The sequence below is a fragment of the Brevibacterium sp. RIT 803 genome (assembly GCF_016892625.1).
Lineage (GTDB): Bacteria > Actinomycetota > Actinomycetes > Actinomycetales > Brevibacteriaceae > Brevibacterium.
Map to the genome: position 1 here is coordinate 704,454 of NZ_JAFEMW010000001.1, position 18,099 is coordinate 722,552.

The 18,099-nt window shown below is 62.8% G+C and carries 15 protein-coding genes and 1 riboswitch; of the genes, 5 read left to right on the forward strand and 10 right to left on the reverse strand.

Features of this window, described 5'->3' with window-relative positions; translation table 11 throughout:
* Positions 1-6: 6 nt before the first annotated feature.
* The 3 genes from JTF07_RS03260 to panB form a co-directional block, all read right to left on the reverse strand.
* On the reverse strand, positions 7-1,563 hold the full coding sequence (locus JTF07_RS03260; protein WP_252199235.1) for a mechanosensitive ion channel: 1,557 nt from the start codon (positions 1,561-1,563) through the stop codon (positions 7-9).
* 302 nt (positions 1,564-1,865) lie between these two features.
* On the reverse strand, positions 1,866-2,732 hold the full coding sequence (gene panC / locus JTF07_RS03265) for a pantoate--beta-alanine ligase (protein ID WP_204233567.1): 867 nt from the start codon (positions 2,730-2,732) through the stop codon (positions 1,866-1,868).
* Positions 2,732-3,592, reverse strand: coding sequence for a 3-methyl-2-oxobutanoate hydroxymethyltransferase (panB, locus tag JTF07_RS03270; RefSeq protein ID WP_252199237.1), 861 nt, complete (start codon positions 3,590-3,592; stop codon positions 2,732-2,734). Before panB ends, panC begins: the two co-directional genes overlap by 1 nt.
* Before the next feature lie 396 nt (positions 3,593-3,988).
* Here panB and nadA point away from each other — a divergent pair, with 396 nt between their 5' ends.
* The 4 genes from nadA to JTF07_RS03290 are packed head-to-tail and all read left to right on the forward strand — an operon-like array spanning position 3,989 to position 9,092.
* Positions 3,989-5,272: a quinolinate synthase NadA gene (gene nadA, locus JTF07_RS03275; protein WP_204232875.1), complete on the forward strand. Its 1,284-nt coding sequence runs from the start codon at positions 3,989-3,991 to the stop codon at positions 5,270-5,272.
* Between the two features lie 7 nt (positions 5,273-5,279).
* Positions 5,280-6,941: an L-aspartate oxidase gene (nadB, locus tag JTF07_RS03280; RefSeq protein ID WP_204232876.1), complete on the forward strand. Its 1,662-nt coding sequence runs from the start codon at positions 5,280-5,282 to the stop codon at positions 6,939-6,941.
* Complete coding sequence (nadC, locus tag JTF07_RS03285) at positions 6,935-7,819, forward strand: carboxylating nicotinate-nucleotide diphosphorylase (protein WP_204232877.1); 885 nt, start codon at positions 6,935-6,937, stop codon at positions 7,817-7,819. Before nadB ends, nadC begins: the two co-directional genes overlap by 7 nt.
* Position 7,820: 1 nt before the next feature.
* Positions 7,821-9,092, forward strand: a complete 1,272-nt coding sequence (locus JTF07_RS03290) for a cysteine desulfurase family protein (protein ID WP_204232878.1) — start codon at positions 7,821-7,823, stop codon at positions 9,090-9,092.
* A gap of 31 nt (positions 9,093-9,123) precedes the next feature.
* Here JTF07_RS03290 and JTF07_RS03295 read toward each other — a convergent pair whose 3' ends face one another.
* Positions 9,124-11,082 carry a DUF222 domain-containing protein gene (locus JTF07_RS03295; protein WP_252199239.1) on the reverse strand — a complete coding sequence of 653 codons (1,959 nt, stop codon included), beginning with the start codon at positions 11,080-11,082 and terminating at the stop codon, positions 9,124-9,126.
* A 675-nt stretch (positions 11,083-11,757) separates the two neighbouring features.
* Here JTF07_RS03295 and JTF07_RS03300 point away from each other — a divergent pair.
* Entirely contained in the window at positions 11,758-12,312 is a 555-nt protein-coding gene (locus JTF07_RS03300) for a DUF1648 domain-containing protein (protein WP_353843858.1), read from the forward strand.
* 104 nt (positions 12,313-12,416) lie between these two features.
* Here the strand turns inward: JTF07_RS03300 and JTF07_RS03305 are convergent, their stop codons facing one another.
* From JTF07_RS03305 to JTF07_RS03330, 6 genes are all read right to left on the reverse strand, one after another.
* Positions 12,417-13,148 (reverse strand): TenA family protein, encoded by a 732-nt coding sequence (locus JTF07_RS03305; RefSeq protein WP_204232880.1) that lies wholly within the window; start codon positions 13,146-13,148, stop codon positions 12,417-12,419.
* 94 nt (positions 13,149-13,242) lie between these two features.
* Positions 13,243-14,109 carry a bifunctional hydroxymethylpyrimidine kinase/phosphomethylpyrimidine kinase gene (thiD, locus tag JTF07_RS03310; protein WP_204232881.1) on the reverse strand — a complete coding sequence of 289 codons (867 nt, stop codon included), beginning with the start codon at positions 14,107-14,109 and terminating at the stop codon, positions 13,243-13,245.
* Positions 14,106-14,855, reverse strand: coding sequence for a thiamine phosphate synthase (thiE, locus tag JTF07_RS03315; RefSeq protein WP_204232882.1), 750 nt, complete (start codon positions 14,853-14,855; stop codon positions 14,106-14,108). The genes thiD and thiE overlap by 4 nt, the downstream gene beginning before the upstream one ends.
* Positions 14,852-15,733 carry a hydroxyethylthiazole kinase gene (gene thiM, locus JTF07_RS03320; RefSeq protein ID WP_204232883.1) on the reverse strand — a complete coding sequence of 294 codons (882 nt, stop codon included), beginning with the start codon at positions 15,731-15,733 and terminating at the stop codon, positions 14,852-14,854. The genes thiE and thiM overlap by 4 nt, the downstream gene beginning before the upstream one ends.
* Positions 15,721-15,824: riboswitch (TPP riboswitch) on the reverse strand. It overlaps the preceding gene by 13 nt.
* A gap of 229 nt (positions 15,825-16,053) precedes the next feature.
* Positions 16,054-17,265: a sugar ABC transporter permease gene (locus tag JTF07_RS03325; protein WP_204232884.1), complete on the reverse strand. Its 1,212-nt coding sequence runs from the start codon at positions 17,263-17,265 to the stop codon at positions 16,054-16,056.
* Entirely contained in the window at positions 17,262-18,086 is an 825-nt protein-coding gene (locus tag JTF07_RS03330; protein ID WP_204232885.1) for an ATP-binding cassette domain-containing protein, read from the reverse strand. The genes JTF07_RS03325 and JTF07_RS03330 overlap by 4 nt, the downstream gene beginning before the upstream one ends.
* Positions 18,087-18,099 lie beyond the last annotated feature (13 nt).

Below are 18,099 nucleotides of genomic sequence, written 5' to 3' on the forward strand. Positions count from 1 at the left end.
ATCTGGTCAGCTGGCAGGCGGTACGGGACCGCTGCCACCGGGACCACCGAGTGGACCGTCGTCTCCGGCGCTGGCTCCGCCGTGCCCGACGGTTCCGGCCGAACCGTGTCCTGCGGTTCCGGCTCCACCGTGTCCGGTGCCGCCGACTCCGCCGGTTCCGATTCCGCTGTTTCCACTGCCGGCGGTGTTTCCACTGCCGGCGGTGTTGGCGCTGCCGGCGGTGTTGGCGCTGCCGGCGGTGTTGGCGCTGCCGGAATGGCGATCGGCTCCACCGTCATTGTCGACAGCGGCTTCGACATCGACCTTGTCGAGCATCTTCGCCGCGGCATCGCGACCGCCCAAGCCGAAGGCGAGTGCAGCAGCGGCCGCACCCCCGATGACCACAGCACCGAAGGCCAGGTTGATGATCGAATCGGCCAGTCCCATATAACGCAGACCCATCGCGATGAAGAGTGCGATGGCCGAGTAACGCAGAACCTTGCTCGCAAGAGAGTTCGTGATGAACTTTCCGATCAAGCCCGCAACCAAGAAGCCTGCAGCGATAATCGCAGCGCCGAAGAGGACGCTGCCGCCGAGGTCGAGGATCTCGTTGAGGATGTTCGTGATCTCGGGGAACCCGAGCATCCGAGTCGCCATGATCGCAAAGAAGATCATGATGGCCACCTGGACGATCTTGGTGATCACGCTCGAGGCGCTGGTGCCCTCGGGAGCGATTCCGAGAGAGCTGACAGCACGATCTGTGCCGACTCCACGCAAGAGCTCTTCGAGCAGGTTGCCGAGGAACTTCGCGATGACTCCGCCGATGGCCAGCAGGATGCCGGCCGCGATGATGGCAGGAATGGCGTTGAGGAAGAGTTCCAACATCTGCTGTGCCGGCTGTGAGATGGCCGCGATGCCCAGGACCTGGAGTGCCGAAATCGACACCACGATGATGATGATTCCGAAGACGAGGTTGCCCGCCAGCGACGAGATCTTGGCATTCGCCTCGGCGTTCGGGTTTCCGGCACCCTGCTGCGGCTGACCGGGCTGACCCTGATGAGGCTGATCGTAGGCGGCCTGCTGAGCATTGATGTTGTTGTGCTGCGGTTCAGCCCCCGTCGATGCACCGACGACTCCTGTGGCGCGGTCTCCCAGCGAGCTGAACCTCGATGTCAGCTTGGTGAGGTCGACGGCGTTGAGCGCAGTCTGGACCAGCTGCTTGGCGATCTTCGCAAAGACGAATCCGATGAAGAAGATGACCCCGGCACCGATGATGTTCGGCAGGAAGCCGAAGATTCCGTCGAGCAGACCCTGCAGCGGCGTGAGCACCTGGTCGAGGTTGAACAGCTGCAGAACGGCGATGAGGCCGAGCAGCCAGATGATCAGGCTCCCGATCTGCCCGATCGATTTTCCGATCTGCTGCCCATCATTGCCGTCACGCTGCAATGCCGGGACCTTCGCCACCAGTTTTCCGATCGCCCATTTGACGATCGATGCAATTATCCATGTAACGATAAGAATGAGTATCGCCAGTCCCACTTTCGCAAGAACCGACCACAAGTCCGACATTTGCATTTCCGTCATCTCCTTCGGCTGAGGCGAATGATCACTCGAATTCGTCGCGAATGAACACTCTTATTTTCACTGTTGCTGATGTGGAGTCTATTCACATCAGACACTCAGAACAAGGGCGGATGACTGCTTAAAGCCGATTAATGACGCGATCAATAAAGTCACTCAAACCCATCCACATGGGCATTTCAGCATGTTAACAATTCTTATATATTCAGATCACAATTCGGCATCGAAGCGATGACATGATCGAAATATCCCAATCCGAAACAGAGAATTCGAGGAATGCCGCAAAAGGTGAAGCACTCGCGAATTCATGGAGAACTGACGAATTCGAGTGGCACATTGTCGATGAGATGCGTTCCCCCGACCGTCGCGGATACGAGCAGCAGCGCCTGCCCACGGAAGTCGGATGCACAGGGCTGAAAAGTTCGTGCATCGACAAGGCTGAGATAGCCGAGCGTGAGGTCACCGCGATCGGAGGCGGGTTCGAGCACCAACTTCGCCGCGCTCTCGACGACCGTTGGAGGCTCATCGCTCGGAGACCAGTCGGCTGCCGCCTGGGCCGCGGCGTCCAGGGCGCGAGGAATCGCCAATGCAGCCGCTCGATCCGCCGGTGCCAGATATTCGTTGCGGCTCGACATCGCCAGTCCGTCTGCGTCACGGACGACTGGCAAACCAATCAACTCGATGTCGAAGTTGAGGTCGGCGATCAGGCGTTTGACCAGGCAGAACTGCTGGATGTCTTTGAGGCCGAACACCGTCGAGTCCGGTGCCGTCAGGGTGAAGAGCTTGGCCACGACGGTGAGGACTCCGTCGAAATGCCCGGGCCTCGCTTCGCCTTCGTACACCGCACCCATCCGCCCGGAGGACACGGTGACCTCGGGCGCAGACGGATACATCTCCCCCAGCGCCGGCGCGAAGACGAAATCCACTCCGGCGGCCTCGCAGACTTCCAAGTCTGCTTCGAAGGGCCGCGGGTATTGGAAGAAGTCCTCGTCGGTACCGAACTGCAGCGGGTTGACGAAGATGCTGGTCACCACCGAGTCACCCGATGCTCGGGCCCTGTCCATCAGCGCCTGATGACCAGAATGCAGGGCACCCATCGTCGGCACCAGCGACACGGTGCCCGACTGCCGTTTCCGCCAGGTACGCAGGGCCTGGATTCCACCGACCTCCATCACTGGAAACTCCGCTCGGGCTCGGGGAATTCGCCGCTCTTGACCTCATCGACATAGCGACCGACAGCATCGGAGAGCACTGAATGCAGGTCGGCATACCGTTTGACGAACCGTGGCGACTTGCCCGTGCGCAGACCCGCCATATCCTGCCAGACGAGCACCTGGGCATCGCAGTCGGCACCGGCGCCGATCCCCACGGTCGGAATCGCCATCTCCGCCGTCACCTGGGCAGCCAACCCGGCTGGAACCATCTCCATGACCACGGAAAATGCCCCCGCCTCGGCGACGGCACGAGCATCGGCCAGCAGCGCATCACCGGCATCCCCACGACCCTGGACCTTGTACCCGCCGAGGTTGTGCTCGGCTTGAGGCGTGAATCCGATGTGTGCCATCACCGGTATGCCGGCGGTCGTGATCGCCTTGATCCTCGAGGCCACGGCCACTCCCCCTTCGAGCTTGACCGCGTGGACGCCGGCTTCCTTCATGAACCGCACTGCCGTCGCGACCGCCTGCTCATCGGAGATCTCATAGCTGCCGAATGGCAGGTCCGCGACGATCAACGCCCGCGAGGTCGCACCGGAGACCGCTCGTGCCAGTGGAATGAGCTCATCGACGGTGACGGGCAGCGTGGTCTCGTGGCCGTAGACATTGTTCGCCGCGGAGTCTCCGATCAGCAGCGCCTCGACCCCGGCCTGCTCGAACAGCGCGGCCGTGTACTGGTCATAGCTGGTCAGCATCGCCCAGCGGCGGCCTTCGGCCTTGGCCTTGATGAGGTCGAGAGTCCGCACTCGCCGAGGTGGGGCCGCGGCTGCACCGGCAGCTGCAGTCTGGCTGGGACCGCCCCCGTAAGGCGGAGTCATCTCGGGCTGGTCGGACGTGGAGTTTTCAGGCCGTGTTGGAGCGGAACTCTCGGGCTCTGCCGGTGCGGAACTCTCGGGACGATCTGGTATCGGATTCTGGGGCAGGGGCATGGGCATCCTCTTCGGTCGGCCTTCGTCTGGGTGGCTGCGCATCGTCAGCGCCGCGTAGGCGCAAGTCGGCGGCAAGCTGTGGCGCCGGCCGAATCACGCGGGTTCACGTTCGGGTCGACTCGGATTGCGAGCCAGTTTCCAGACTAGATCATCGACCCTGGTCCACCGCACGGTGGTGTTTTACATTACGAGCATTGATGATTAAGCTCAAATCTGCGCAAACCTTTTTCAGGCGCGCGCAGCTCCATTCCATGGGAGCACCGCTCCACTCTGCGAAGGACGATGATGACCACAACAGCTTCGATCGAGCTCACCCTCAAAGACATCTCCGCGAAGGGTGCGAACGACGATATGTGTTCGACCGACCTCATCGGTGCCCCGTGGGACGTCGATGTCAAGCCCGGATACGGGCCCGGCGCTTCGATGGACGATCCGATTCCCGTCGCAGCCCCACGCCAGGGTGAGATCCCCGCTGAGTACAGGGATGCCTCGACGGAGGAGCTCAATGAGCGGATCATCCGGGCCAAGGAGAAGCTCGGCGACCGGGTCGTCATCCTCGGCCACCACTACCAGCGGGTCGAGGTCGTCGAGCATGCGGACTACATCGGCGACTCGTTCATGCTTGCCAAGGCTGCCCAGAATCATCCCGAGGCTGAGGCGATCGTCTTCTGCGGCGTGCACTTCATGGCCGAGACCGCTGACTTGCTCTCCACACCTGAGCAGTCGGTCATCCTGCCCAACCTCGCTGCGGGCTGCTCGATGGCTGATATGGCCGACATCGACCAGGTCGAGGACTGCTGGGAGCAGCTGACCGAGTTGCTGGGCAACGAGCCTGATTCTGACGGCAAGGTGCCCGTCATCCCGGTGACCTACATGAATTCCTCGGCCGCAATCAAGGGATTCTGCGGCCGCAACGGCGGCATCGTGTGCACCTCCTCCAACGCCGAGGTGGTCCTTGAGTGGGCCTTCGAACGCGGTCAGCGTGTGCTGTTCTTCCCCGACCAGCACCTGGGCCGCAACACCGCTCTGAACATGGGCATCGACATTGAGGCCATGCCGCTGTGGAACCCGGCCCGGCCCCTGGGCAACAACTCCCCCGACACACTCGAGGACTCGAAGGTCATCCTGTGGCAGGGGTTCTGTTCGGTGCACAAGCGCTTCACCCCCGCGCAGATCGCCAAGGCACGCGTCGATCACCCCGATGTGCGCGTCATCGTCCACCCCGAATGCCCACAGGAGACCGTGGCCGCGGCCGATGAATCCGGATCCACCGCCTACATCACGAAGGCCATCGCCGAGGCGACCGAACCGACCACATTCGCCATCGGCACCGAGATCAACCTCGTCCAACGGCTGGCAGCCGAACATCCCGAGCACACGATCTTCTGTCTCGATCCTGTCGTGTGCCCGTGCTCGACGATGTATCGGATCCACCCCGGCTACATCGCCTGGGTCCTCGAGTCCCTGATCGACGGCACAGTGATCAATCAGATCACCGTCGACGCTGAGGTGGCCGATCCCGCTCGCGTGTCCCTTGAGCGAATGCTCGCCGCGAAACCCCGGATCTGAGCGACTCATGGCTCACATCGTCATCATCGGATCCGGGATCGCAGGACTGACCGCCGCCCTGCGGCTGGCAGGTGGACATGACGTCACCGTCGTGACCAAAGACAGTCTGGGCGAGTCGAATACGGCCATGGCTCAAGGTGGGATCGCCGGTGCCCTCGCGGCCGAGGACAGCGTCGAGTCGCATATCGACGACACTCTGATCGCAGGCGCCGGACTCAATGATGAGGCCGCCGTCCGCGTACTGTGCACCGAGGGCCCCGACCGAATCCTCGAACTCGCCGCCGCCGGCGTCACCTTCGACTCGGATGCCTCCGGGCGCTGGGCCAGGGGCATGGAGGGTGCGCATTCCGTGGGGCGCATCTTCCATTCCGGCGGAGATACCACCGGCCGAGCGATCACAGATGCCCTGGTCACGGCCACCCGCGCTGAGGCGACCGCAGGGACCATCGCTGTGCGTGAGCATTCGATGCTCGTCGACATCGCCACCGGTGCCAGTGGCAGTAGCAGTAGCAGTAGCAGTGGCAGTGGCATCGGCAGTACCGATGCCTATGAGTCGACCAATAGGGGCAGAGCCACCGGCGTCAGGCTGCTCCACGACGGCGCGCTCGAGATGGTGGCCGCCGATGCCGTGGTGTTGGCAACGGGTGGCGCTGGGCAGCTCTTCGCACACACGACGAATCCGCTGGCTGCGACGGGTGACGGTCTGGCCGCTGCGATCCGTGCCGGTGCCGACGTTGCCGACTTGGAGTTCTTTCAATTCCACCCGACCGCGCTTGCCGGCACGGGGTTCCTCATCTCCGAGGCGGTCCGCGGTGCCGGAGCCGTGCTTCTCGACGCACACGGCCACCGCTTCATGCCCGACATCGTTCCCCGAGCTGAGCTCGCACCACGTGATGTTGTGGCCCTGGCGATCCATCGGACGATGGCGGCACAGAACGGGGCGTTTTGCCATCTCGATGCCAGAGCTATCCCGAAGGTGACCGCTCATTTCCCGTCCATCACCCGCGATCTTGCAGCTCACGGGCTCGACCTTGCCACCGACCTCATCCCAGTCACTCCGGCAGCGCACTACTTTATGGGCGGTATCGCCACCGACCTGGACGGCAGAACCTCTGTCGACAGGCTCTTCGCAGTCGGTGAAGTCGCCTGCACCGGTGTCCACGGCGCCAACCGTCTTGCGTCGAATTCCCTGCTCGAAGGTGCGGTATTCGGTGTCCGCGCGGCCGAGGCGATTATGTCGCTGGAGCCGATGCCGGACGTCAAAGGAGAGCTCGGCGATGCTTCCTGTGCCACCGTGTCAATCCCGCGGGATGAGCTGAGGGATCTCGCCTGGACCCACCTCGGTGTGGAACGAAACGAAACAGGACTGCGGGCACTGCTCGACCGCCTCGACGAGGGTGGCCCGTTCTTGACGGATCGTGAGGGAGGCCGGTCCTCAACAGACCACGAGGGAGGCCCGTCGGTGACTGATCGTGAGGGACTCGAGACCGCGAATCTCACTCTCATCGCGCGCCACATTGCGACTCATGCCCTCGCCCGACAGGAGAGCCGAGGTGCCCACACCCGCACCGACTTCCCTGTGTCCAGCACACTGCCGACGCGGCAACAGCCGGCATCCGTTGAACCCCTTCCCACCACTTCCCTGCTTCAGGAGGCCGCCTCATGCTGAGCGCCACAACCATCGACTCTGCACTCCGGCGTGCTCTCGACGAGGACGCACCGTGGGGCGACATCACCGGTGAGACGTTCATCCCGGCCACTGCCTCGGCGACGGCGAAGCTGAGCGCACGCGAGGCCGGAGTCCTTGCTGGAATCGATGTATTCGCTCGTGCCTTCACCCTTGTCGACCCGAGCGTCGATGTGGATCTCACCAGCATCGATGGAGATGCCTTCGCAGCTGGCGACACATTGGCTACGGTTTCGGGGCCGGCACGTGCGGTTCTGCGAGCCGAGCGGATCGCACTGAACTTCTGCCAGCGCATGAGCGGAATCGCGACGCAGACCAGGGCCTTCGTCGATGCGGCATCGTCGAATACCGTAGGCGCGAACACGGACGGTCGAGGTGTGCGCATCGTCGACACCCGCAAGACCACGCCCGGACTACGGGCATTCGAAAAGCACGCGGTCGTCTGCGGCGGCGGACATAACCACCGGTTCGGGCTCTCGGACGCAGTCATGGTCAAGGACAATCACCTCGCTGTTCTCGCTGGTGAGAACGCCGATGTCAGTGCCGCAATCCGGTCGGCTCGGGCTCAGTTATCGCACACGACGACGATCGAGGTCGAGGTCGATCGTCTCGAGCAGATCCATGCGGTGCTCGACGGCGGCGCCGACATCATCATGCTCGACAACTTCACCCTGGCCGATCTGCGTGCAGGAGTCGAGCTCATCGCCGGACGTGCGATCGTTGAGGCCAGCGGCAACGTCACCCTCGATACCGTCGCAGACATCGCCGACACCGGGGTCGACGTCATCTCCTCGGGTGCGCTGACTCACAGTGTCCGTGCGATCGACCTGGGCCTCGACCTGATTCTGGACGCAGGCTGATATGGCGCTCGAATCGCCCCTCAATAGCGGCGGTGTTCCGCTCTACCTCGACACCGCCTCGGCGGCACCCGTGCGCAGGGAGGCGCTCGAGGCGGCCTGGCCATATCTGACCGGTGCGTTCGGCAACCCGTCGAGCCATCACGAGGTCGGCCGTACCTCGGCAGACGCGCTCAAGGACGCGCGTCGACGGGTGGCGAAGGTGCTCGGCATGCGCAGCACCGACATCATCTTCACCAGCGGTGGCACCGAATCCGACAATCTTGCGATCATCGGTATCGCTCTCGGGGCTGGAGCCGATGGCAATGCTGGCTCCCGTGGCGATGCTGGCTTCGGTGGCGATGCTGGCTTCGGTGGCGTTGCTGGCTCCGGTGCGGGGTCGGTTGGTCGGCCAGCTCGGCGCCATATCGTGACCTCTGTCCTTGAGCATGAGGCGGTGCTCGCCGCGGCGGACTTCCTGGTTCGTCGGCACGGGTTCGAGATCACGGAGGTGCCCGTCAGACCCGATGGCACGATCACGGTCGAAGCACTTGGTTCGGCGCTGCGCGAGGACACGCTCCTGGTCAGCCTGGGGTACGCGAACAACGAGATCGGCACGGTCGCCGATATTGCAGCCCTCGCCAGGGTTGCTCACGATGCCGGCGCGTTCTTCCACACCGATGCTGTGCAGGCTGCAGGATGGCTCCCGTTGGGTGGGCTCGGCGTCGACGCCATGAGCCTGGCCGGGCACAAGGTCGGTGCGCCGAAGGGAATCGGGGTCGCTGCGATTCGTGCACGGATCCCTCTCGAACCCCTCATCCACGGCGGTGGTCAGGAGTCCGGGCGTCGGTCGGGAACAGAGAACGTTGCCCTCGCCGTTGCCTTTGCCACCGCGTTGGAACTCGCCGAAGCGGAGCGGACCGAAACCGCTGGCCGTGTCCAAGCCATCCGAGATGATTTCATCGCCGAGGTTCTGGCCACGGTTCCCGGGGCGTTCCTCACAGGCAGTGAGTCGTTGCGCACTCCGAATCACGCCTCGTTCTGTTTCTCAGGTACAAGCGGCGAGGCCGTGCTGCTCGAGCTTGAACGCCTGGGCGTCACTGCCTCAAGTGGCTCAGCCTGCGCCGTCGGCTCAGATGAGCCATCTCATGTGCTCACGGGGTTGGGCATCGACGATGATCTCGCCAAGACCAGTGTGCGCTTCACCTTCCCGGCAGACTTCACCGGCGAAGAGGGTCATCGAGCAGCGCATGCCGTATCTACGGCGGTGAAGAATTTGGCTCTCAGCTACACTTGAGTGGCCTGAGTGGCCTGAGCAACCTGAAGAGTCACTCGTTGAAGAGGTTGTCGATGACTTCTTGAGCCACGAACCTCGCATGCAATACCGGTCGCCGGGCCGGATCCATCGATGCAGGGGGCACCCACGCAGGCCTGCCGTCTTTGAGCATCACCGTCTCCCACTCCGACCTATCCAAAAGATGGTGATGGGCAGAACAACTCAACATCATATTATTGACATCCGTCTTACCGTCTTGTGCCCACTCAACAATATGGTGGGCATCGCACCACCCCGGCGGAGCATCACACCCGGGGAACGTACACCCCTGATCACGAGCAGTGAGCACCGCGATCTGCTTGGCATTCGCGAACCGATTCTCCGTGACCACCTGCATCGTCTTCGCCTTATGTGAGACGAGTTCGAAAAACACCGCCCCGTTCAACCCGTGACGAACCAGCTCACTGATCGCGACCGGATTCTCAGTCCCCGTCGTCCCGGCACCAGTCTCGTTGGCAAGGTCTTCAGCCTTTGCTGTGACCACCAGAGCGTAGGGCGAACCTTGACCGGTCCGCGTCATATCGATGCGGCCGATGAGAGTCGCGAAGCGTTCGTAGATCCACTCCTGGGCACTCAACCTCTGACCTGTCATGTCAACGAGAGTTCCGTCTTCGAGGACACCAGACTCCGTACCGGATCCGCCCGCACTTAAACTGCCCTCAACGCTCTTCGCGATCTTCGTCCTCTGCGTCAGCAGCCCGTTGAGGACACCACCCGTGACCGGGTCCAGGAGACCACAGATCTCCCAATCACCATTGTCACGAGCATGCAGAGTCACCTTGTACATGGTCCGATCCGTGGCATCAGTTGGTTCCTGACCATCGGGATCGATATGGGCCAGGATCCGAGCGAAGATCGCCCGCAGGTCATGGACCCGCACACTCGGGGCCTTCTCCACGAGAGTCGATTCGGCATAATCACGATTATCCTGACTGACCCACGTGGGCAGCTTCGTCAAACAGTCTTTGATGACCCTGGCCTGATCGGCCGAGAGTCTGCCTTCATTGAAGGCATCAGCAACCATGGGAAACAGTGGTGGCTGTGCTTGCCCGGTCAGAGTCACTCGCCCGCCGAGGCTCTTGGCCATATCGGTCCGACGGTTGGCCTCCCGGGCGGTAATATTCAGCCTGTCTTGGATGAGGGCCTTCGTTGTTTTCGCACCATAGTCGGTGGGTGTTCCGACTCGTTCACACACGGCCAGAGCCAGAGTCGATAGGGCCTCGTTGACTCGGCCCAGGGCCTCGAGTCCGTCGATGAGTTTGATCGCATCATCAGGACCCATCCGCCGGTCAAAGGATCGCAACCCGTCCTTGAGCCCACTGAGCGCGGTGAGGCTGGTCGTGACTTCGGGAGCGAACCGTGAAAGATCTGTCCACTCTTCGCTCGAAAGCAGAGGATGAGGACCAGGGGTACCGGGACCTGGAATAGCCGGACCTGAGTCGTCACCCAAAGTATTGGCGGCTGGAGTGCTGGCAGCCTCGACAGTCCTGCCGTCGTCTGCAGTCCCAGCGACCTCGCCGGTTTCGTTGGCACCGCCAGTTCCGCAGGTTCCGCCAATTGCGCTTGTTTCGCTTGTTTCGCTGGCTTCCGAAACACGTGCCTCTGACTCACCGTGGCCATCAGCTTCATCGCCATCAGTGGCCGGCACACCCTCGGCGTGCGCACTGTCGGCGTCCGCACCCTCAGCGCCCGATCCGTTCTGATCGCTTGACTCGCCGGTGGGCACGGCCGCGAGGGATTCGAACTTGCCCGCGAGTGGGTGGCCGGTGAGGTCGAGGTTGGAGTCTTTGAGCTGGTCGAACAGAGACTGCTGTCCCACTGCCGAAGAGGACGACTCTCCCGCAGAAGACGAAGCATCGGCGGCACCTGAACCCGCCACAGCATCACCGTGACCGGGGCGTGGGTCACGCTCTTCCGGGTTTCCTGGTGTGCGGTCGGGGGTGAGAGTCATGGTACTGAAGTCCATTCGCCAACATCGTCGTTGCTCTTCCCTCAATTATACATTCATTTCACCCAATTGCACCCTGAGTTTCGATTTCAGTTCGGTCATTCTTCAATTCTCGCATCAATTGATGGCTCAAAAATCGGAAAGACTCGCAACACCCCAGGTCAGGACGTAAAACCCCAATCGGTCGAAGTATCATCTCGGCCACATGGTCACTTCCGACTTCGGTGACGATGATCTCGCGGGCAAACGCATATGAGGAACCGAGTGCGGCACGCAGGCCACTTCTTGCAAGGTGGCCCTATCTTTCTCTTCTACCCGGGTGGAAAATGGAGACATGCATTCGATACGGGCGTGAGGAGGCCGTCATGGATCTGCTTATTCTGTTTATCATCGGGGTGTGCTTCGCCACGATTGTTTTCTTTGTCGGACGATTTGCCTGTCCGCGACACGACCGCGTGCCCCTGATGGAAGTCGACCATGTTCTCCTGTGGACCACTCTGCGTCGCGGATGGCACGCAATGGGTTCGTTGGGGCCTATCGCCCCGGGCAGAAGCGGACCGTCAGCAAACCACCCGGCCTGATCTGTCTCAACGGGATCGCCGATCACCGATGCCCGATAACCGGTATTCGGCACCCGGCACCCGGCACCCGGCACCCGGCACCCGATAGCCTTGCAATGTGCCTTCCTCAACGAAACCGGACCCGAGCCGACGCCCTGGAACCGCCGCATTGCTCTTCGCAGTGGCGTCCCTCTTGGTCCTCATCGGTGTCGCTTTCTGGTTCTGGTTCAGCGCACCCGACCAGGTGCCGAGCCATTTCGGGGTAAACGGTCAGCCCGACGACTGGTCGCCAAAGAGTGAAGTCTTCGGATGGCTCGTTCCGTTAGGAGTGGGCATCCCAGTGGTGCTCTCCATCCGGTGGATATTTGAGAAGCTGCCGATCGGCCTCGTCAACATTCCTCGCAAGGAGTACTGGCTGCAACGCGGCGAACGTGTCTATCTCCTCGACTGTCTGATGGAGTTCATGCGAATCACTGCTGGTGCGTGTGCTCTGCTGTTTGCATTGTCTCTGGCTCAGACGCTCAGCGTCGGGATCGGCAAATCGTGGCCGGATGCCCTTCTGGTCCTCCCGACCGGTGTCTTCCTTGCCATCGTGGCAATCGCAATGTGGAATCTCTTCCGCCGTCTCAAGCCCGGCGGCAGAGACGACCGCGAGCTCACACCCGAAAGATAGACCGAAACGTAGGCCGGAAGATGAACCGAGACGATCTGCCGGACCGAGCTTTGCACCGCAAGATCCGCAGATCCCGGCCAAGCTTCGTCACCGGCGAATGGTGCTCAGCTCTGCGGCACGAACACTCCGGCGTCCCAGTCCTGCAGCGCATGCGCCGAAGCCCAGAAGTGAAGCTCGTACACACAGGCCTGTTCGAAGGTGGCACGCATCTGTGCGGCCACCTCGGCGGGGGCATTGGTGAGTTCCTGCTCAAGCAATTGGACAGCCTGCCGGGTCGATTCGTCGAACTCGGGTGAGTCATAGGTCTGCACCCAGGTCCGGTACGGGTGGTCCGCGCTCATCGCTCCTGCCCGCTCGACGAGCACCTTGCCCATGTGCGCGTACACCCAGAAGCACGGGAGCACTCCGGCCACACCTTCGCCGTAAGAGCGGCTGGCGGCCGTGGCGACGAGGTAGGACACATATCCCATGGTCGTCGGTGAGGCTCGGAATCCGGCCCCGCTGTTGACCAGGTCCTCGTGGGCTGTGGCCAGACGGGAATCGGCGAGCAGCTCTCCGTGCATCTCCTCTTCCACCGAGATCGCTTCGGCGGCGGAGCTGGCCCAGAATCGTGATTCGTCACGGTCGTTGGCACGCGCAGCGAGGAACGACATCGCCTTGGCATAGCCGTTGAGGTAGATGCCGTCCTGGATGATGTAGTTCGTGAACGCCTTCACGTCCAAGCTGCCGTCGGCCAGCTGGCCGAGGAACGGCAGCCTCTCGATCTCCTCAACTATCGGCCGCACTCGGTCCCACAGCTGAGTGGTCTGGGGCCCTGCGGAAAAGTCTGTCGTCATTGATATCTCCCCTGTTCAAGGGACCACGGCGGTCCCGAAGCGTCATTGTGCGGTTCCCGGATGGCAAGCTGGACTGGGTGTTCAGCTGGTTGTTCTAGCAGCGGATGATGTCGACCTGGTGGTCGACTGGACCGTGTGCGCCCTTCGGATCCAGGCTGACCTGCCAGTCCGCGGCGGACTTCAGCGCCCGGGCCAGATAGTTCAGGGCATTGTCGACGGCTTCGTGGAGCAGATCCGAACCCACCTCGTCAACTGCACGTTCACGTTTGAGCACAGCCACCTCGGCGGTGATTGCGGCCGACAATGTGCACCCGGTGCCGTGGGTGTTCGGGGTCGCCACTCGCGGATGGGTGAACTCGGTGACCGTGCCTTCGGCGGTGACGAGAACGTCAGCGACGTCACCCTCGATCGCGTGCCCGCCCTTGAGCAGCACCGCGCGGGGCCCACGGTCGACAAGCTGTCTGGCCTGGGTCAACATCTCCTGTGGATTCTGCGCCACCGGCTCATCGTCACCGATCAGCAGCGCCGCCTCGGGCAGGTTCGGGGTGATGAGGTCGGAGACCGGCAGCAGGTGGTCACGGACCGCGGCCACGGCATCGACCTCGAGGAGGCGGTGCCCGGAGGTCGCGACCATGACCGGGTCCACGGTGTAGAAGCCCAGCTGGTTCTGAGCCGCTCGCGCGACGACGAGTTCCACGAGGGACCGTGAGCCGAGCATCCCCGATTTCGTGGCGTCGACGGGCATATCGTCCAGGATGCAGTCGAGCTGATCCGAGACGAAATCATCGTCGATTCCGTAGACCCGCGAGACGCCGTGCGTGTTCTGCGCAACCAGTGCCGTGATGGCCGTGGTGCCCAGCACCCCGCGTGCCGTGAAAGTCTTGAGGTCGGCGTGGATGCCGGCTCCCCCGCTGGGGTCGGTGCCGGCGATGGACAGTGCGATGGGTGGACGCGTGGTCATCGCGTCGCCTCCGCAGGTCCGTCACCGAATTCCGCGAGCAGTTCCTCGGCTGCAGCACGCGGATCCTCGGCACGGCAGATGGCAGAGACCACGCAGATCCCCACCAGTCCCCGGCCGCGCAGTTCGGAGGCACGAGCAGTGCTGATTCCTCCGATGGCGACCGCCGGAAGTCCTGCTTCACTCACCAAGTCGCCGAGGCGGTCCGGCCCGATCCCATCGGGTGCATCGGACTTCGTCGTGGTGTCGTAGACAGGCCCGATTCCGACGAGGTCGACAACACCGGAGTCCCGAGCGGCTGCGAATTCGGAGCTGTTGGCCGCCGAGAGCCCGATGAGCGGTTCGGAGCCGATGAGTTCGCGCACTTGTTCGACCGGAGTGTCCGACTGACCGACGTGGATGTGGACGCGCGAACCTTCGCCAAGGAGGCGCTGGGCGACGGCGACGCGGTCGTTGAGGACGACGGGCACCCGGCGGTCCGTGCCTGCCGAAGCAGAGTCGACGCTCGCACTGTCGGCCACCGCGCTGTCGACGGCAGCGATGACCTCGCGGGTCAATGTGTAGAACGCATCGTCGTCGATGTCCTTGTCCCGGACCTGCACGATCCCCACTCCCCCGGCCACAGCTTCGCGGACGGTGTCGGCAACGCTGCGTCCGGCTTCTCGGCACTGGGCCGAGTCTGTGACGAGGTAGAGCCGAGAATCGATTCCAGTCAGACGGGAATTCACCTCGGGAACCGAGGGGCTCATGACTGTGCTCCCTCGATCGCGTCGGCCTCGATCGTGCCTGCTGCGATCGTGCCTGCAGCGACCATGCCCACTTCGACCTGGAGACTTGCCAGCTCCTCGCCCGTTACCGTGTGCAGCGCGTCAAGGAAGTTCACGGAGAAGCTGCCGGGTCCGCGCGCACCCTCAGCGGCAGCTTCACCAGCCACCTTGAAGTGAGCGTGAGCGGCAACGACAGCCTCGAACCTCGCCGAGGCGGTCGTTGCGCCCACAAGGTAGGCGGCGGTGACTGCGCCGAGAGAGCACCCTGTGCCGATGACAAGTGGCATATAGGAGTGGCCCCCGTCGAGGCGGACGACACGATCGGCACCGTCGATGTGAGCGACGATCGCGTCCCTTGGTCCTGAGACGGCAACGATCGCACCGGTGGACCGGGCCAGTGCAGCCGCGGCGGGAATCACCGCATCGACTTCGTCAGTGGAATCCACACCTCGCCCGCCCACACCCATACCGGCCAGGGCTGCGATCTCGGAGGCGTTTCCGCGGATGGCTGTGGGTGAAGAGTTCGCCGCGCGGCGGATTCGAGTGGTGCGGAAGTCGACGGCTCCGATGCTCACCGGGTCCAGCACCCACGGCTTGGAGTCTTCGTTGGCTGCATCGATGGCGGCGTCGGCGGCGAGGAACTGCTGGTTCGTGGCGGTGCCGAAGTTGATCAGCAGGCCACCGGCGATGCGGGTGAACTGTGCGGCGTCGGCGTCGTGGTCGAGCATCGCCGGAGCGGCGCCGATGGCCAGGAGCACGTTGGCGCTGAATTGCTGCACGACTGTGTTCGTGATGCATTGGATGAGTGGATTGTTCGCACGCAGTCGTGCATCGGCAGAACGCAGGTCGAAGTCAACCATGACGATCCCTTCGCTAGTATGGCCCAGATCAGGTTCGATGGGTGTTCTCTCAGCCTCACGCGAATGGCGTCAGGCACCCCATGTCATTGCCCACGACTGTATCAGCTCAGCCCCAACACCGCCGATGCCGGCGCCCGAGGAGTGCCGAAGCGGCGCCCCGGGAGCGCCGGGCTGGAACCTCGGCCCCACCTCGGCGAGGGACAGGTTTCATCGACAGCAGAGCTGAGCGTCGAGAGCAGACTCCAGGGAGTGCGCTCTCGACGCTCAGCTCTGCTCTCGACGATTCGCTAACGCATCGGTGAGATGTGATGAATCGGCAGCTAACCGCGTCCGACGTAGCGTTGTCCGCGACGGCTCAGGGCGTCGATGACGACGGCTGTGAGGAGGACGAGCGCGGTGATGATCTGCTGCGCATCGGAGTTGAAGCCGATGAGGTAGAGGCCGTTGTTGATGGCACCGACGACCAGGGCACCGAGCACGGCGGCCCAGGCCGTGCCGCGACCGCCGAACAGCGAGGTGCCGCCGATGACTGCGGCGGCGATCGCGTTGAGCAGGTCCTGCGTGCTCACCAGCGTCGATCCCGCGTTTGTCGTCACACCGGTCTTGATGAAGCCGAACAATGCTGCCAGAACACCGGCTGCCATGAAGACGCTGATGCGCACCCAGGTGACGCGGATGCCTGCACGCCTGGCGGCTTCGACCTTGCCGCCGACAGCGTAGATCGAACGCCCGTACTTGGTCTTGCGCAGCACCAGGTCGATTCCGATCGCGATGACGATCATGAGGAAGAACGGCATCGCCAGTCCGAAGTCCTGATTGACCAGGATGAGAAAGCCGAAGACGATGGCTGCCAGCAGCACGATGCGCACGATCACCGAGGTCCAGCTCGGGCTGTCGAGTCCCTCGTTGTGACGGCGCAGCTTCGAGTAGATGATCCCGGCACCGAAGCCGATGACGGCAACCGCACCGAACACGTAGGCCCAGATGGCTGGGAAGTAGAAGCTCGCAAAGTCGAAGGCGAAGGTATCGGCCATCGACAGGTTCTTCTGCACTCCTAAGGTCGTCAGGGTCAGTCCGGTGAAGGCCAGCAGACCGGCCAGAGTGACCACGAAGGCCGGGATGCCGACCACCGCAAAGAACCACCCCTGGATCGCTCCGACCACGAGACCCAACACCAGCATGATGACCAATGCGATCAGGGGCGGGACCCCCTGTCTGACCACCAGCACACCCAGCAGTGAGGCAGAGAGTCCACCCAGCTGAGCCAACGACAGGTCGATCTCACCGAGGAGCAGGATGAGATTGATGCCCAGCGCCAGGATCGCCAAGAACGCGACCTGTGTGGAGAGATTGACCAAATTGGCCGGTGAGATGAATTTGCTGTTCGCCGACTGGAAGACGACGACGATGACGATGAGCGCCAGAATCACTGGGAATGAGCCGAGCTGGCCTTCCTTGACTCGACGAACGAATGTCGCGAGGAACCCCTCACTCGAAATGCGTTCGTCGGTGATGAACGAGTTGCGGGTCATCGACGCTCACCCCTTCGGGTCGCTCTCTGAGTCACGACATTGTCGTTGGCTCCCGTGATCGCGGCGACCAGCACGTCCGTGCGCTCGTCACCTGGGAAGTCACCGGCATCCTTGCCCAAACGCAGAACATGGACACGGTCACACACTGCCTGGACATCGGCCATGTTGTGACTGACCAGCAGCACTCCCAGGTCACGTTCACGCAGCCGCTCGATGAGGTTGAGCACCTCAGCGGTCTGCGCAACGCCCAGGGCCGCCGTCGGCTCGTCCAACATCACGATCGAGGGTTCGCCGAGGAGGGACCTGGCAATCGCGACCGTCTGACGTTGACCGCCGGAGAGCGCCGCGATCGGCACCCTTACACTGGGGATCTTGGCCGACAGGCTGCGCAGCAGCTCCCACGACCGCGCTTCCATGGTGACCTCGTCGAGAACACCGCCACGGGTCTTCTCATGGCCGAGGAACAGGTTGGCCACGACGTCGAGGTTCTCGCAGAGGGAGAGATCCTGGAAGACTGTGGCGACTCCCGCCTTCTGTGCGTCCTTAGGCGCTGCGAATTTCTGGGATCGTCCGCCCAGAATGATCTCACCTTCGTCGGCTCCGTGGACTCCGGCGATGACCTTGACCAGTGTGGACTTGCCGGCGCCGTTGTCGCCGACGAGGCCGACGACTTCACCGCGGCCGATGGTCAGGTTGATATCGGTCAGAGCTTGGACTGCGCCGAATCGTTTGTTGATCCCGCGCAGCTCGAGAACTGGTTCGGCTCCGGTCTCCGGCACCCGCGTACTCGCGGGTGCCGGATCATTGGGTTGAGAATTCATATATTCCTACTCG